Source organism: Myxococcus sp. CA033 (assembly GCF_013336625.1).
GTDB classification, from domain to species: domain Bacteria; phylum Myxococcota; class Myxococcia; order Myxococcales; family Myxococcaceae; genus Myxococcus; species Myxococcus llanfairpwllgwyngyllgogerychwyrndrobwllllantysiliogogogochensis.
Window position 1 is genome coordinate 27468 of sequence record NZ_JABUMU010000012.1, and the last position, 16431, is coordinate 43898.

The window sequence follows — 16431 nt, forward strand, 5'->3', positions numbered from 1 at the left end:
ACTGGGGAGTGCCCCCCACACTCTCCGGTCCACAGCCTGATGCGCCGCGCACAAGTGCCTGAAACTGTTGGAATTTACTTCAGGCAAGGGTGCGGATCGTCTCTTGCTAATGGCCCGGGGCTGAAAGGAGTCACCATGACACTCGTTCGTCTCGCTCCCGCGCTGCTGCTCGGGGCCTTCCTCGTCGTGAACCCTGGCACTGCCCAGGCGCAGAACAACGACAACCCTGACAACCCGGAATGCCTCGGCGATAGCTGCGGCCGCCCACAGGAGGTGGGTGGAGGTTGTGGCTGTGGTTGCGGCTCCGTGTGGGTGAACTACACGGATGACGGCGACACGCTGTCGTACACGGATGACGCGGACGGCGACGGCCGCGCGGACGACCGGGACAACTGCCCGTTCGCCTCCAACCGTGACCAGACGGACGGCGACGGCGACGGCGTGGGCAATGTCTGCGACAACTGCTCCACGCTCTCCAACTTCCAGCAGCGCGACGCCGACGGCGATGGCCAGGGCGATGACTGCGACACGGACCGGGACAACGACGGCGTGGCGAACGAGCAGGACAACTGCTCGCTGATTCCGAACGTGGACCAGTCCGACCTGGATGCCGACCGCGCCGGCGACGTCTGTGACTCGGACGATGACAACGACAACGTGGCGGATGGCGCGGACAACTGCCCGCGTCGGTCCAACCCGGACCAGGTGATGCCGACGGATGGCAGCCAGTGCCGCGTGGACGCGGACGCCGACAACATCTCCGACAACGGCGACAACTGCCCCGGGCTCGCCAACCCCGACCAGTCCGACAAGGACAACGACGGCCTGGGCGATGCGTGCGACCCGGACGCCGATGACGACAGCATCCTCAACGAGGTCGACAACTGCCGTGACGTCGCCAACCGCGAGCAGGCGGACGACGACCGCGACGGCCTGGGCGACGCGTGCGACCGGCTCTACTGCCTCGTGGTGGACCCCACCCAGAAGGACAAGTGCCTGGACCCGAAGTCCCCCTTCACGGTCAGCGCCGGCGGCACCATGCGCCTGTCGAAGTCGGGTGAGACGCTGCGTCCGCCGCTGTTCGCCAACCGCAACGGCGCGGCCATGGAGTACCGCTGGACGGTGACCCGGCGCCCCGATGGCTCCAACTCCGTGGTGGAGAACCCCCAGGGCGCGGTGACGCTCAGCCGCAACTGGCAGTACTCCTACGTGGACGGCAGCGTTCCCAACTTCGTGCCGGACACCGAGGGCACGTACGAGCTGACCGTGGAGGCCCGCCTGGCCTTCGCCGACCGCGTCTTCCCGGACAGCCGCGTCGCCACGTCCACCCTGGTGCTGACGGTGGGCGAGGGTGACGAAGACGGTCCGAACTGCAACTCCGTGCCCGCGGGCTTCAGCGCCACGGCTCTGGGCGCCGCGCTGCTGGGCGTCCTGATGCGCCGCCGCCGCCGCGAGCAGTAAATCTCATCGTCTGTTGCCAGGAGGTCGTTTCCCCATGCGCCGCCTTCTTCGTTTCCCGCTCTTCGCGGCGGGCCTCCTGGCCACGGGACTGCTGTCCTGTACCGACTCGATGCTCGAGCCTCGAACGGAACAGCAGTCCCATGTCGATGACAGGGTGATGCTCCAGGGGCGCGTCTGCACGCGCCCGCCCAACCCCGCCGGCTTCCCCGTGAAGGTGGTGGTCGTCATCGACGAGTCGGGCAGCATGTGCATCTCCGACCCGCCTGGCGCGCAGCTGGACAGCGGCTTCTGTCAGCAGGCCGAGGTGCAGGCCATCATCCCGCCCGGCGTCACCGAGCCCGCGCGCGTGCGCGCCCTCAAGCGCCTGGTCGCGCAGTTCCGGCAGGTGAACGCGGCGGGCGGCAACGTGCAGGTGTCCGTCGCCCCGTTCGAGACCAACGTCCGCAACGTCTGGCCCCCGGCGACGACGGGCGACCGCTTCGCCCGGCCGGACACCAACATCGACACCTATATCGACGGCCTGCAGAGCCAGCTGGGCAAGGGCACCGACTACCAGGGCGCCCTGTCGTACGCCTACAGCCTCATCGCCAGCGACATCAACGCCGTCGCGCTGTCCAATCCGGAAGTCCTGCCGCGCACCCGCTACGTCGTCGTCTTCCTCACCGACGGCACGCCGTATCCGCGCTGCTCCGCCACCGACAACCTCAGCGTCTACGCCGGCCCGGACAGCCCGGACCTGACGTGGGCGGACTCCCTCATCGGCTTCTGCAACGCCACCAGCACGACGGACCAGATTGACGGCTTCGAGATTGGGACGGACCGCAACCAGAACTACCAGCTCTTCAGCTACGTGCGCCGGCTGATGGAGTTGAAGGACCAGTACAACGTGGGCGACGTGCGCATGCACACGGTGCTGCTGTTCAACCAGGAGGCCGTGCGCGCCTGCGGCACCATCTGCGAGCAGATCTACGGCGTCTACCCGGGCGTGGCGCCAGCCGAGTACCCGGCGGCGGCGAAGAAGATCGCCGCCTGGCTGCTGACGCGCTTCGCGGAGATGGGCAACGGCGTGTACCAGGAGTTCAACGACACCGCTGAAATCTCCAACCTGGGCCTGGGCGCGCTGGACTACTCGTCCTTCGCTTCGCGCAACGTGATGAAGACGCTGCTGGTGGAGCCGCTCAGCTCCGGCCCGGGGCTGGAGGCGCGCATCGTGGACAGCGACGGCGACGGCGTGCCGGACGACGTGGACAACTCCTTCACGCTGAAGACCAACCCGTTCAACGCCGACAGCGACCGGGACTGCCTGAACGACGGCTTCGAGCAGCGCCGCGAAGACCAGGGCTTCAAGGCGGCCAATGATTTGGACGCGCGCGGGTGTGACCCGGACTCTCCGCTGACGCCGCGCTGCACGTGCCGCGACACGGACGGAGATGGCCTGTCGCAGTTCGCGGAGTCGTACCTGCGCACGCGGGAGACCATCGTCGACAGCGACGGCGACGGCATTCCGGACAGCCTCGAGGCGCGCTGGGGGCTCGACCCGATGGAGCCCAGCGTCGCGGGCCTGGACACGGACGGTGACGGCCTGCCGGACGAGGTGGAGCTGCGCGCGGGCACGGACCCCACGCGTCGGGACAGGGCCTTCTTCGAGAAGAACGGCTTCCAGTATGAGACGCGCATCGCGGAGGTGCTGTCCAACGGGAGCGTCTGCTACGACTACACCGTCTCCAATCTGCAGATGGTGACGACGCCGGACCGGGTGGGCGCCAAGCAGGGCTTCAACCTCTTCAAGCTGTGGTTCGCGGAGGCCCCCGAGAGCGGCGTGGCCACCGACTACGGCGTCTGGCGCTCGGCCTGTGCCTGGTCCCAGTACGCGCCGCCGAGCGTGCGCGTGCCGGTGGGTCCGGAGCTGACGCTGACGAATGACAACTTCATGATTCCCACGGACCTGAGCAATCCCTGGGAGAACCAGGGGCGGTGTGTGGGCACGACGCCGGCGGGTCAGCAGGGAGGAGTCAACCCGTGAGTGTGGCTGGACGTATCCTGGCGGGCCTGATTGTCGCGCTCGTGCTGGTGGTGGCCTGTTCCGATTCGTACCTGTATGACCCGCGCCGGGACGTGGATGTCCCCGTGGACCGGGCCATCTCGATGCAGGGCCGCTTCTGCACCGTCGGCTCCAACGAGGTGGTGCGCCCCATCAAGCTCATCATCGCCATGGACGCCTCGCAGTCCATGCGCGTCAGCGACCCGGATGGCACGCGCGCCACCGCGCTGGTGGAGCTGATTGAAAACCTGCCCAGGGACCCGGAGGTCTACCTGGCGGTGGTGGTCTTCGCCGGCAGCACCACGGCGTTCCTCACCCAGGCGCCGGGCAACCCCCCGCAGGACGGCTTCATGCAGGTGTCCAGCATGGACGACGCCCGGATGCGCCAGCTCACCGAGCAACTGCTCACCTTCCGCAACCCGGACAACTCACCGAACCGGGACTCGACGGACTTCGTCAAGCCGCTGTCGGACATCTACTCGCTCATCAACACGGACATCGCGCGCAGCCGGCTGGAGCCGGGTGGGGCGCAGGCGCTGGCGCAGGCGCGCTACTCGCTCGTCTTCCTGTCGGACGGCAAGCCCACCCTGGACCAGGACGACGAGCTGCTCCAGGGTGACGCGGTGGTGCGCATCCGTCAGCTCCGGGACTTGGTGGAGGACGTGCGCGTCAACACCGTGCACGTCTTCACTCCCACGCAACCGGTGTCGTCGGTGTGTGACTTGTCGGGCGACGGCGGCTGCCCGCTGCTCATCATCAACCAGAACGCGGACCGGCTGGATAAGATGGCCGAGCTGGGCGGCGGCAACTTCCGCGACTTCCGCAACAACGAGCCCATCAACTTCCTGGACTTCTCCTTCGGGCAGGTGCGGCGCACCTTCATCGTGAAGGAAGTGATTGCGACCAACTTCTCCGCGCCGCCGGGCAGTCCGTTGGACGCGGCGGACACGGACGGAGACGGTCTGTCGGACGCGCGCGAGGCGGAGGTGGGCTCGAACCCCAACCTCATGGACACCGACGGTGACGGCTTCAGCGACGGCGTGGAGGTGTACTTCCGCGACCGCGGCGTGGACTTCGACCCCATCCAGGTGGCGGACCCGGACGGTGGCGGCCTGGACAAGGGCTGTCCTCCGCTCTTGCGCGCCTCGGACACTGACTGTGACGGGCTGCTCGACTGCGACGAGCAGTTCATCGGCACCAACGCGACGCTGGCCGACAGCGACCGCGACGGCGTGCCGGATGGCATCGAATGGCGCGGCGGCACCCAGGGCGCGAGCAATGATTTGGACGAGGACCCGGACAACGACGGGCTCACGAGCCGCGCGGAGCTGCGCCTGCACACCCGCCCACTGGAGGTGGACACCGCCCACCTGGCGGCGGAGGGCTACCGCTACTCGTTCGAGGCGGACGGCCCGCCGGATGAGCTGGGCCGTCAGTGCTACACGCTGAGCGTGGGCAACGTGCTCCTGGCGCCCACCGTGGCCGCCGCGGATGACGCGGGTGTCGTCACACGCGGCGCGGGCTTCAACAACGTGGCGTTGTCCGTGGCGATGGTGCCCGCGGACGACCCGACCGCGCGCACCCAGGTGCGCACCTTCCGCGTGGACTCCGTGCGCTACCCGGTGGGCGGCATCAAGTCCCCCGCCGACGGCATCATCCGCGTAGCCCCCGAGGACTTCGTCGACGGCTGCCCCGGCCGCGCCGACGTCTCGCTTCCGACGCCGTGAGAATCGACGCTCCCATGAAGACCCAAGTCCGACTGTTGTCGCTCGCGCTGCTCGCCCTCACCGCCTGCTCCTCCGGGGGCGGTGACAAGGAGGACGCGGGCACTCCCCAGGTGCAGGACCTCTGCAACAGCCGGGAAGAGGCGCTGACGCTGGCCGAGTGCGAGCTCAAGCCCGGTGAACCGCTGGAGCGCCTGCTCGTCAAGGAAGGGGCGACGCGCGAAGGCGACCAGGACTGGTACCGCATCGTCCTGCCCGCCAACACCAGCGCGCGCACGCTGCTCAACCTCAACGGGCTCTACGTGGCCTCCAGCACCGCGGTGCAGCTGTCCATCAGCGTGCTGGAGACGCTGCCCGACGGGTCGGAAAGCTCGCTGGCGAAGAAGGACGACAAGCATGGCCAGGGCGCGCCGAAGCCGGTGGACATGGTGGTGCCGCTGCGCGACGACCTGAAGGGCAAGACGGTGCTGGTGCTGGTGCAGGACGCGCCGGACGTCGTCTCCCAGCCCAAGTTCGATGCGCGCAACCCCTACCGGCTGACGCTGCAGATCACCGAGAACCCGGACACGCACGAGCCCAACGACGCCCTCGCCGCCGCCACGCCGCTGTCGTTGGTGTCGCAGGGCGCGGGCGTGCAGGTGGGGACGGTGTCGGGCTTCCTGGCCACGGACAACGACGTGGACCGCTACACCTTCGACCTGCCCGTGGGGAAGGTGGCGTACGTGAGCGTGACGGCGCCGGACCTGGGCTTCGTGCCCAACTGGCGGCTGTCGTACCAGCTCCTGCGCCCCGGCTTCCTCACCAAGGAGGAGAAGGAGGACGAGGGCGAGGTTCGTCCGCAGGTGCGCCCGGGCGTGCTGGCGACGGCGCGCAAGGTGAAGGCGGAGCACGCGGGCAAGTGGATGCTGGTGGTGCGCGGCTACCGCGGCATCAGCGACCGGGACACGTCACAGGGTGATGTGCGCCAGGGGTACGACGTGGAAATCCGCGTCCTGGACGAGGCGGACGCGCAGGACCAGACGCAGCTTGGCAACGACAAGGTCGGCGACGCGCTGCTGCGAGACCTGGCCTCACCGTCGCCCGCGTCGTCCACGGCCTTCACCGGACGCATCGGCTACATCGGCGACCAGGACTGGTACGGGGTGCGCCTGCCGGCCTCCACCGTGCCCACGCGGCTGCGCTACCGCGTGGTGCCGCTGGCGACCGGGGGCCGCTTCCCCGCGCTGCCGGACACGCCGGACCGCCAGGTGCTCGTTTTCACCCTCGTGTCGAAGGGGGCGAACCGGGAGGAGTGGCGGACCGCGTGCACCAATGACTCGACGGCGTGCCCCAAGGGCTACGGGGAGAATCCGGACATCGTCGCGCTGGTGCAGGGGTACTGCCAGCGCGCGGACCTGCCGGCGCCCATGTGCCTGCACTCGCTGCGCGAGGAGACGTCGAACAACCCGCGCTTCACCAACCTGAGCAACTTCGAGGGCGTCATCCCGGTGCCCCCACGCGCGGCCTCGGAGCTGTACTACTTCAACGTCCAGGACGACGGCACCAACTGGGCGGATGACAAGGACTACCGGCTGGACGTGACGTGGGAGGCGGAGGACGCGGACGAGGTCAGCCGCTACGGCGGGACGTCGACGGAGTCGGCGGTGTCCAAGCCCCTGGCCTCCACCACGGCCTATCCCGTGCCGCCGGACACGGCGGAGTACACCGTCACCGGCCGGCTGTCGCATGGCTATGGACGGCTGCGCAACGGCGATGACCGCATCAACGGCCGGGGCGTACGCGGCCCCATGGACTACGACGCGGTGCCGTCCGACGTGGACTCCTTCATGTTCCAGCTCCCCGCCGTGCCGCCGCCGGAAGACCGCGCGTGGCTGGTGCAGTGGGAGGTGGCGAAGCAGCAGGACGGTGGCTCGGTGCACGGCCTCGCGCTGGACCTGACCTTCTGTGACGGCGACGCCGTGGCGGGCGCCGACGGAGGCACGGTGCCGGACAGTGGCATGGGCGAGGGCTGCGTGGCGGTGAGGGCGGGCAGCCGCAACCAGGCGCTGACGCTGGGCTACCGCTCGGACGCGCTGCGGGCGTGGCACACGCCGGCGAATGCTCCGCTGAGCAGCTTCCAGCCGCTGTTCAACCTGGAGGAGCGCCCCGACTCCACCGTCGTCACCCTGGCCCCGTACGCGTGTGGCTGTCTGGAGCCGCGCTTCATCCGTGGCGGGAAGATGCGCGTGGATGTGTCGGCGGCCGAGCGCACGTCCTACGAGCAGGTGGAGTACACGCTGCGCACCGGCTACGGCGACTATCCCCAGTCGTACACGCGGGATGGCGGCGTGACGACGCAGTGCCCGGGGCTGGAAGACGCGGGTACGCCAGACGGTGGCGCTCCCGGGCCGCGCGGGGGCTGTGCCTTCACCCGTCAGCCGTGAGTGGGCGCTGGGCCGGGTGACTCGCTCCCAGCGCAGTCACCTGGTTCGATGCGGTGTCTCGCGGTGTGTCTGACCCGCCTTCAACGAGGCGGGGCGGCTGGCGAGGCGGGGTGGATGGAACAAGGGGCGACGAAGCCGTCGCTCCTGCGGGGAGACCTGGCTTTCGCGAGGCCATCACCCGGTGTCCGGCGGAATGTGTGTGATTGTCGCGAGGCCTGGCGCGCGGTGTGGGCCAGCGACTTCGCGAGGTGCGCCACGGCGGGCGGGCGAGCGAACGACACCCACCTGGGTGGGGTGGCGGGTGGTGCCCGTCACCCTTCACCCTCGGGGAGGCTCAGGGAGGCGCGATACCCTGTCCGTTGAGGGCGATGACCTTCTCCGGAAGGTTCGCCGCATTGGACTTGATGGTGATGGTGCCCTGGTACACTTGGGCCTCGCGCGGCTTGAACGTCACCTCGATGAAGACGTGCTTCAGCGAGGGCACCTGCAGGGGCGTGCCGGCCGTGTAGTCATTGGAGACCTTCATCGTGAACACGGACGGAGCGTTGAGGGTGATGTCGGTGATTTCCAGCGTATCCTCCCCCATGTTCGTCACCATGACCGAGTTGAAGCCACTGGTTCCGACGAAGGTGCCCGCGTTGAACTCGCGGTCGAATGCCATCTCGTCGCGGTCCGAGACAAGCTGCGGGGTCTTGGGAAGTTCTTCGGCGCTCTCACCGCAGGCCGCGAGTGAGAAGAAGAGAATAGGGAGCCACGGGGTGTGCAGTCGCATGGACGTTCACTCCTCGCTAGAGGGTCGATGATGATGAATGTTGTAACAGTGTTCTGTCGTAAGGCCCAGAGCGCCGGTGCATTCCTGCTCATGTTGTTGGTGGTGGGTTGTGGCGACACGCGCGACGACTTCATCGGTCCGCGTGTGAAGGATGCGTGTGATGAGACCTGGCCCGTGTGTGGCAGCGTCGCGGGCTGCATTCTCGGAGCGGAAGGCTATGCGGAGGGTCGCTTCCCTGGTCGCAGCAAGTTCATCGTCCAGGTGCCGGAGGCGTCTCACGTCAAGGTGAGCTTCTACCTGGACGAGGTCACCGCCGCGGGAGAGGAGACGGTGGTCATCTTCCACGAGGAGGGGTGCCGGGCCCGCACGCGTCTGGCGGCGGATGGGCGCGCGGTGCTCGACTCGATGGAGAAGTTCAGCGTCTTCACGAAGGAGGCGGACGTCACCGGAGTGGGCGACCACCTCATCGAGTTCGAGTCCGACATGCAGGCGCGCTACGCCGTGAAGGTCGACGTGACGCCCCTGCGCAATCGCTAACCGCCGGAGGCGACGCCTTGCTTCAACGTTCGAACAAGGTGGTTCGCCACCCGGAAGCTGTTGGCGGCGATGGTCAGCGTGGAGGGCACGCTGCCGCCCGTGGGCATGAAGCTGCCGTCCACGACATAGAGATTGGGCACCTCGTGCGCGCGGCAATTCCTGTCCAGCACGGACGTGGCCGCGTCGTCGCCGAAGCGGCAGGTGCCGTGCTGGAGGATGGTCGTCTCTCCGGCGGTGGTGGTGCGCTTGAGTTCGTCCGGCTCCAGGCGCAGCAGGACTTCTTCACCGCGCTCGACGAGGAAGCGCGTGGCGACCAGGTCCGTGGGGTGTCGCTCCACGGTGATGGCGGCCACGGGGATGCCATGCTTGTCCTTCACCGCGCTCTCCACGCCGACGTAGCTGCCGGGCGTGGGGAGGAACTCTCCGTAGACCTCGAACAGGAGGATGCGCGAGTCCCGGTAGGCCCGCATCCTGTCCTTCAGCTCCTTGCCGAAGACGGCCGAGGAACCGCTGCCGGCGAGCCCCGTGGCGGCATGGATGGGATTGGGATGCGCCCACATGAAGCCCATGGTGCCGCCCTTGCGGAAGCCGAAACGCTCATCCGGCATCAGGTAGAAGTCCTGGATGCTGCGGTTGACGAAGGGGCCCGGGTCCTTGAGCCACGGGCGCTTCTCGGCCTGCTTCGACAGTCGGAACGTCGCCTGGGACTCGCCGAACGAGCTGAAGATGAGGTTCTTTCCCACCAGCCCGCTGCCGTTGGCCAGGCCGCTCGCGAAGCGGCTGGACGTGGAGTTGAGCAACAGCCGCGCGCTCTCCACCGCCGTGCACGACACGACGATGACCTTGGCGGGCTGCTCCTGGGTGACGCCGTCCGCGTCCAGGTAGATGACGCTGCGCGCGCGCCCCTTCTTGTCCACCTCCACGGTGCGCGCCATGCAGCCCGGCCGCACCTGCACGTTGCCGGTGGCCACGGCGGCGGGGATGAGGCTTGCGTTCGTGCCGCTCTTGGCGCCCATCTCACAGCCGTAGCTGCCACACAGCGCGCAGTACGCGCACGGCGCCCGGCCCTTGTAGGGACGGCTGATGATGCCGCGCGCGGTGGGCAGCGAGTGCCAGCCCATCCCCTTGCACACCTTGTCGATTTCCCCCGCCACCGGGTGCGCGTCCAGGGGCGGCAGCGGGTACGGCGCGCTGCGCGGCTCGGCGAAGGGGTGGGCCACGGCCTGTCCGGACACGCCCAGCTCCTGCTCGGCCTTGTCGTAGAAGGGCGCCAGGTCCTCGTAGGAGATGGGCCAGTCGGCAATCGTGGTGCCGGCCACCGCGCCCAGCGTGCTGCGCAGCCGGAAGTCCACCGGCTTGAGGCGGTAGAAGAAGCCGCTCATGTGCACGGTGCCGCCGCCCACGCAGTTGGCCGTCCACGCCGCGGAGCTGCGCTCGTACTTGCCCTTGGCGCCCTTGCGCAGCAGGTGCGGCTCCTCCCAGGGCAACGGCATGAAGAAGTTGCGGCGGCTGTTGAGGATTTCGTCGTGGACGAAGTCCTGGGGCCGGTAGTGGGGGCCCTTCTCCAGCACCACGACCTTGAAGCCCGCGCGGCCCAGCTCCAGCGCCATGGGCGCGCCGCCCGCGCCGCTGCCGATGATGCAGATGTCGACTTCGGGCAGGCTCACTTGTGAACCCCGCACTCGCGCAGGCACTTCGGTCCGTCGTAGCCCTCGGGCGGCGCCATGGCGATGGTGCCCACGGCGTCGAACCCCATCAGCCTCCAGCCCACCTTGCCCTTGTTTCCCCCGTAGGACGGGTCACCCAGGAAGCCCTCCAACGTCAGCACGGTGAGCAGCTCCAGGAAGTGCGCCTCGCCGCTCTGGGGCGGGCTGTCCTTGAAGAGCGTGAGCAGTTCGTCCTGCTGCGCGGGGGTGATGGCGGAGAAGCCCTTCTGGAACATGCGCTGCGAGCGGCGCTCCAGCGCGGCGAGCCCCTCCAGGAAGTCGTCGCGCATGGGCTTCATCTCGGGTGTCTGGAGGATGCGGTCGATGTAGACAGGCACGTCGGCGTCGAGCGCGCCGGGGTCCTCGTCGCGCGGGAGGATGCGCTCGGTGGCGGCGGTGACGACGGCCAGCTCGAACGAGGAGAAGGTGCGATGGTGTTGCCCGCCGGGCGCGGTGCCCAGGGGTCCGGGGTCCGTGGCGGGCTTGGGGGCTTCCTCGGAGGAGCGCTTGCAGGCCAGCGGCCCGAGCAGCACGACGCCGCCGCCCAGGAAGGTCAGCCGCCGGATGAAGGAGCGCCGCGACAGGCGCTGACGAGGGGAACGCGCACGGGGCATAGGTGCGCGAGCGTAACCCAGCGCGAGCCGCTTCGCCGCGTCGGGATGCATGGCTCGCCTGCTTCCTCGGGCGTGGTGGTGACGTAGGATGAAACGACGATGTGCAGGGCCGACAACGCAAGGAGACAGAAGATGAGACGGCATGTCTGGGCACTGGGATTGGCGCTGGCATTGGGATGCGGGAAGGATTCCAATCCGGACAATCCGGACGCGGGGCGCCCGGATGGCGGGCCGGGACCTTCGGATTCACCCTTCACCCGCTTGGAGGTGGACTCGGACCCGAGCGAGTTCAACCCCATCTCCAACATCGCCATGGCCGTCGGTCCCGAGGACCGCATCGGCATGGCGTACTTCGTGAACAACGGGACGATGACGGGCAGCGTGGTGAACTACGACCTGCGCTACCGCGAGTTCAACGCGGGCGTGCTCGGGCCGGCGGAGAAGATTGTCACCGTGCAGCGCGTGTACGGGGTGTCGATCGCCTTCGGTCCGGATGGGCAGCCGGCGGTGGCATACCTGGGTGGCGGCAGCGACGACTCCACGTTCTGGCTCCAGAGTGATGTGGCGGTGTCCTATCGCTCGTCGGCGGGCGCGTGGACGCAGCGGGTCGTCGGCACGCGCTCCAACGCGGCGGCCATCGGAAACCCGCTGAGCGACGTGGGCTTCCTCATCGGGCTCAACCCGTCCATGGTCTTCTCCGGCGGTCAGGCACTCGTCGCGTATCGCGATGGACACAACGGCAACTTCGGTCGTCAGGACTGGGAGTCGGCGGACCTGGAGCTGGCGAGCGGCGGGCCCGCGAGCTGGACGTTCCGCATGCTGGCCTCGTCGGGCGACACCAAGGCGGGCTACGGCGGCCACATCGGCCTCATCATGGCGGGCGCGCAGCCCGCGGTGGTGCATGACCTGGTGAAGGAAGCCGCGCAGGCGACGGGCGGGGGCATCGTCTTCCAGCGGCGCAACGCGGATGGCGCGGCCTGGACGGCGCCGGTGCTGGTGGCCACGCCGGAGAGCGTGGGCAACACGCAGCTGGGGCCGTCCATCGCGTACGACTCGGTGGCGGGCTTCGGCATCGCCGTGCAGAACCGCGGCTCCTCGCGAGGCGACGTGTTGCAGTACTACGACTGCCCGAGCCCCAGCGCGACGAGCTGCGCGACGACGGGCGAGTGGTCGACGCCGGACCCGGTGTTCGGCCGGGGGACGGGCGGCTGGTATCCGTCGCTCGCGTTCGACGCGGCGAACCACGAGCCGCACATCGCCCACTACGTCTGCTCGTCGGAGACGGGCCGCAACGACACGAGCTGCAACCCGAACGAGGACCAGCTCATCATCAGCGCGCGCATCGCGGGCAACTGGCGTGAGACGTTGGTCGACGCCAACGGCGGCTGGTCCCCGAAGCTGGCGTTCCTCTCCACGGGCAAGCGCGTGGTGCTCTACCGCACGCCGGTGGCGGCGCTCACGAAGAAGGGCGTCCTGAACCTCGCGGTGGAGCAATGAGAAGTGCGGTCCGCGCCCTGGCGGCGCTGACACTGGCGGGAATTGCGTCCGGCGCCGGCATGGTGGCGTGCAGCCGTCCGGACAACTCGCTGTCCGGAAGTGTGTCGGAGCTCTTCCCGCTGGAGGTGTCGCGCGTGGAGATTCTCCGCAACGCGGAGGCGCTCCAGGTGAGCTACTTCCGCAACAACGACCTGGACGTGGACCTGGTGGTGCGGCTCACCGTGTCCACGGAAGGGTTGGACCTGCGGCCGGGCGCGAAAATCAACCTGGCGGGCAACACGCCCTCGGGGTTGGCGCGTGCCACGGTGGTGCACCTCAACGCGGGCGAGCCGTCGCGCGTCTTCGCGCCGGTGGAGAAGGGGGACTTGCAGTTGGAGTCTGGAGGCAACCCGGGCGAGCAGACGCGCGGGGACTTCTCCATGTCCTTCAAGAAGGGCGACGGCTACGGCGCCGGTCGCAGCCTGGAGGGGACCTTCTCCTCGGAGGCGCTGGATGCGGGCTTCGGTCCGGAAGAGGGTGAGCCGCTCGACGGGAGTGTCATCATCCCGTAGCGAAGGCTCGCCGTGAGCCAGCGGTGACGCCCGGACGCTCGGGCGTCACCGCGCTCCAGCAGGAGGCTGACTTGGGGCTACGGCGTGGCGCACGTGTTGAGCGCGAGCCCATTCGCCACGGTGGACCGGGCCACGGTGTGCCGGGCGAGCGCCAGCACTCCACCGTCTTCGTACACGCGCCGAGCGAGCGCCACGGCCTCCGCGCCGTGGACCGTCAGCGTGGCACCCGAGGCGTCCGTCACCGCCACCGCGCCGTCCGCCGCGCCTTCCGCGCGAACGAGCAGCGCGCCCGTGTCGTCGCGCACGGCCATGCCGTTCTCCAGCGGCTCGAAGTAGCGGATGACGGGCTCCTGACCCGCGCGCTCCAGTGCCAGCTTCATGACGCCGCTCTCCGCGTCGCGCGACATGCGCAGCACGTCCGTGGGGCTCAGGCGGACGACGCGCGTGCCGTCGTCGGTGCCGTCCGCGCTCGACACGGGGTTGTTGCCGCTCCAGAACTCGATGCTGTTGATGATGAGCGCGTCGATGAGCGTGCCAATCCCATAGACGGGGACGATGACGAGCACGAGGAACATCAACCACTGCACGAACTTCTCACCGGAGATGTTCTTGTTGAACTGCCAGATTTTCTGCGTGAGCTTGAAACTGCCGAAGCACCCGGTCGCATGCATGGAGATGAAACCGGCGCAGAGCACAGCGAGCCACGGAGACGGACGCTTCATCATGGGCCCTCCTTGGGAGGATGGAAGGACTGCGGAGGCGGACCCACCATGCCACGGTGGATTTCCCCGGCGACACTTCGTTCGCATCCCAGTCCAATGCTCACCACTCGAAAATCCCCCGGGTGCGAGGATGCGCGGGTGACTCCCGTCCACTTCTTCATGAGGGCCTGTGTGCTGTGCCTGCTGTCCCAAGGCGCGCTCGCCGCGACACCGCCCGACGCGGGTCCGCCTGTCGAAGCTCCGCGCGCCGTGCGCGATGCCGCCGGCGCACCTCCAACCGCGCTGGCCTGTCTGGCGAAATGGTATCCGGTGCTGACGCCGGTGCGCCTCGACGCGGGCTGGGGCTTCACGCTGCCGGATGGACGCGCCCATCCGTTCGACGACGGCCAGCAGAAGTCCTTCCCGCGAAAGCTGGAGGCCCCGGACCTGGAGGACACGCTCTCCATCGCCTATGTCGCGGGCCCCATCGCTCCGGTGACTCGCGAGGACGAGGACCCCGGGCGCATCCGCTTCGAGCCGCTGTTCGAGGCCATGTACGGCGATGCGAAGGAGAAGGTGGACGTGGTGCCGCTCGTGTTCCTTGGTCAGCGGCTCAAGGTGCACCGCAAGGTGGCGCCCGCGTTCCAGCGCGTCGCCGCGCGGCTGGAGGCGCTGGTGGCGAAGGACGCCTCGCTGAAACCCTTCCTCCAGGGCGTGGGCGGGACGTTCGTCTGGCGCAACATCGCCCACACGACGCGCCGGAGCGCGCACTCCTACGGCGTCTCCATCGACCTGAACACCGCGCGCTCGCACTACTGGGAATGGCAGCGGCCCCGGCTGCCGGTGCGCTGGCGCAACGCCGTGCCCCAGGCGCTGGTGGACGCCTTCGAGGCGGAGGGCTTCATCTGGGGCGGTCGCTGGTACCACTACGACACGATGCACTTCGAATACCGGCCGGAGTTGCTCGATGCCGCGTGCGCTCCGGCGCGGTGACGCTCAGTCTCCCTCGCTCTGCACGAGGCCGTACTTGTGCAGCAGGGAGTAGAGGTGCTTGCGGTCCAGCTCGGCGTCGCGAGCGGCGCGGGCGATGTTGCCCTTGGCGCGGCCGAGCAGGCGCGTGAGGTACTCGCGCTCGAAGGCGCGGATGAGCTCGTCCTTGCAGACCTTGAAGGGCCCGGTGAACTCGGCGGGGAGGAAGTCGCCCGCGGGGGCGGGGGGCTCGCGGGTGAATTCGCGCAGCAGCGTGTCCCCGGCCAGCTCCGGGATATCCACCATGTGCCGGGCGCGCTCGAGCGCGTTGCGCAGCTCGCGCACGTTGCCCGGCCAGGTGTGCCCGTTGAACTGCTCGCGAATCTTCTCCGGCAGCCGCAGCCACAGCCCCTCGCCGGCGAACGCGTCCACGAGCAGGGGGATGTCCTCCTTGCGGTCTCGCAGGGGCGGCAGGTTGACGGTGAAGACGGAGAGGCGGAAGTAGAGGTCCTCGCGGAAGCGGCCCGCCTGCGTCTCCGACCAGAGGTCCTTCTTGCTGGCCACGACGATGCGCGCGTCGAAGGAGATGGGCGTGGACGCGCCGAGCCTGCGGAACTCGCGGTCCTCAATCGCACGCAAGAGCTTGGGCTGGAGGTCCAGCGCCAGGTCGTCGATTTCGTCGAGGAAGAGGGTGCCGCCGTTGGCGCGCTCCAGGCAGCCGATGCGCTGGCTGACGGCGCCGGTGAAGGCGCCCTTCTCGTGGCCGAACAGCTCGCTCTCGATGAGGGAGTCGGAGACGCTGGCGCAATCAAAGACGACGAGCGGCCCGGGTGCGCGCGGGCTGAGCTTGTGGATGGCCTTGGCGGCGGCGCCCTTGCCGGAGCCCGTCTCGCCGACGAGCAGGAGCGTGGAGTCGGTGGGGGCGATGCGCTGGAGCAGCGCGAAGATCTGCCGCATCGGCAGGCTGCGGCCCACCAGGTCTCCCAGCCGGTCCTCCAGCGTGGGCTCCACCTGGACGGGGGCGAGCTGGGGGCTGAAGCGCAGGCGCACGTCGCCCACTTCGAGCAGGGCGCCGGGGCGCAGGTACGCCTCGCGGATTTGGGCGCCGTCGAGGAAGGTGCCGTTGGTGGAGCCCAGGTCCTGGACGAGGAAGCGGTCGCCCTGGCGGCGCACCACCAGGTGATTGCGGCTCACCGTGGGGTGGTCGATGACGACGTCGTTGTCGGGCGCCTTGCCCACGCGAAGCGCTTCGTTGGCGAGCGGGAAGACGGTGCCGGCACGCTCGGTATCCAACAGGACGAGGTGGAACTGTTGCGCGGAGAGTCGCTCACCCTGTGCCCGTGCATTGATGACCGTGTGCGCGGGGATGGGGGCTGGGGGGAGAGGGGGCATGACCGGGCAGGGATTGTAGACGGCTTCTCGCCGCGAGGTGACT

The 16431-nt window shown here is 68.8% G+C and carries 13 protein-coding genes; 8 read left to right on the top strand and 5 right to left on the bottom strand.

The features are described from left to right. The first annotated feature begins 135 nt into the window (after positions 1–135). Genes HUA78_RS25660 through HUA78_RS25675 form a run of 4 tightly spaced genes read left to right on the top strand, consistent with a single transcriptional unit; the run spans position 136 to position 7649 of the window. Complete coding sequence (locus tag HUA78_RS25660; protein WP_174477361.1) at positions 136–1461, top strand: thrombospondin type 3 repeat-containing protein; 1326 nt, start codon at positions 136–138, stop codon at positions 1459–1461. A 34-nt stretch (positions 1462–1495) separates the two neighbouring features. Beyond that, positions 1496–3484, top strand: a complete 1989-nt coding sequence (locus tag HUA78_RS25665; protein WP_174454737.1) for a vWA domain-containing protein — start codon at positions 1496–1498, stop codon at positions 3482–3484. Continuing rightward, complete coding sequence (locus HUA78_RS25670) at positions 3481–5229, top strand: VWA domain-containing protein (protein WP_174454738.1); 1749 nt, start codon at positions 3481–3483, stop codon at positions 5227–5229. Before HUA78_RS25665 ends, HUA78_RS25670 begins: the two co-directional genes overlap by 4 nt. A 14-nt stretch (positions 5230–5243) precedes the next feature. Then, positions 5244–7649, top strand: a complete 2406-nt coding sequence (locus tag HUA78_RS25675; protein ID WP_174477362.1) for a hypothetical protein — start codon at positions 5244–5246, stop codon at positions 7647–7649. Between the two features lie 334 nt (positions 7650–7983). On the opposite strand, the gene HUA78_RS25680 is transcribed toward HUA78_RS25675, so the two are convergent. Beyond that, positions 7984–8421 carry a hypothetical protein gene (locus HUA78_RS25680; RefSeq protein ID WP_174462949.1) on the bottom strand — a complete coding sequence of 146 codons (438 nt, stop codon included), beginning with the start codon at positions 8419–8421 and terminating at the stop codon, positions 7984–7986. A gap of 48 nt (positions 8422–8469) precedes the next feature. Here HUA78_RS25680 and HUA78_RS25685 point away from each other — a divergent pair, with 48 nt between their 5' ends. Beyond that, a complete protein-coding gene (locus HUA78_RS25685; RefSeq protein ID WP_246137092.1) occupies positions 8470–8958 on the top strand; it encodes a hypothetical protein in 489 nt (162 codons plus the stop codon). On the opposite strand, the gene HUA78_RS25690 is transcribed toward HUA78_RS25685, so the two are convergent. Beyond that, the gene (locus HUA78_RS25690) at positions 8955–10625 is read right to left on the bottom strand and encodes a GMC family oxidoreductase (RefSeq protein WP_174477363.1); all 1671 of its coding nucleotides are present in this window, start codon (positions 10623–10625) and stop codon (positions 8955–8957) included. The two genes, HUA78_RS25685 and HUA78_RS25690, sit on opposite strands and share 4 nt — an antisense overlap. Further along, a complete protein-coding gene (locus HUA78_RS25695; RefSeq protein WP_246137091.1) occupies positions 10622–11329 on the bottom strand; it encodes a gluconate 2-dehydrogenase subunit 3 family protein in 708 nt (235 codons plus the stop codon). The genes HUA78_RS25690 and HUA78_RS25695 overlap by 4 nt, the downstream gene beginning before the upstream one ends. A gap of 81 nt (positions 11330–11410) precedes the next feature. Here HUA78_RS25695 and HUA78_RS25700 point away from each other — a divergent pair, with 81 nt between their 5' ends. Further along, positions 11411–12775, top strand: coding sequence for a hypothetical protein (locus tag HUA78_RS25700; protein WP_174477364.1), 1365 nt, complete (start codon positions 11411–11413; stop codon positions 12773–12775). Beyond that, positions 12772–13326, top strand: a complete 555-nt coding sequence (locus tag HUA78_RS25705) for a hypothetical protein (protein WP_141641906.1) — start codon at positions 12772–12774, stop codon at positions 13324–13326. The genes HUA78_RS25700 and HUA78_RS25705 overlap by 4 nt, the downstream gene beginning before the upstream one ends. Before the next feature lie 77 nt (positions 13327–13403). On the opposite strand, the gene HUA78_RS25710 is transcribed toward HUA78_RS25705, so the two are convergent. Beyond that, on the bottom strand, positions 13404–14048 hold the full coding sequence (locus tag HUA78_RS25710; RefSeq protein WP_174454869.1) for a DUF3332 domain-containing protein: 645 nt from the start codon (positions 14046–14048) through the stop codon (positions 13404–13406). A gap of 96 nt (positions 14049–14144) precedes the next feature. On the opposite strand from HUA78_RS25710, the gene HUA78_RS25715 reads away from it, so the two are divergent. Next, a complete protein-coding gene (locus tag HUA78_RS25715) occupies positions 14145–15020 on the top strand; it encodes a M15 family metallopeptidase (RefSeq protein WP_254623898.1) in 876 nt (291 codons plus the stop codon). 3 nt (positions 15021–15023) lie between these two features. On the opposite strand, the gene HUA78_RS25720 is transcribed toward HUA78_RS25715, so the two are convergent. Further along, entirely contained in the window at positions 15024–16388 is a 1365-nt protein-coding gene (locus HUA78_RS25720) for a sigma 54-interacting transcriptional regulator (protein ID WP_174454871.1), read from the bottom strand. Between the last annotated feature and the right edge of the window lie 43 nt (positions 16389–16431).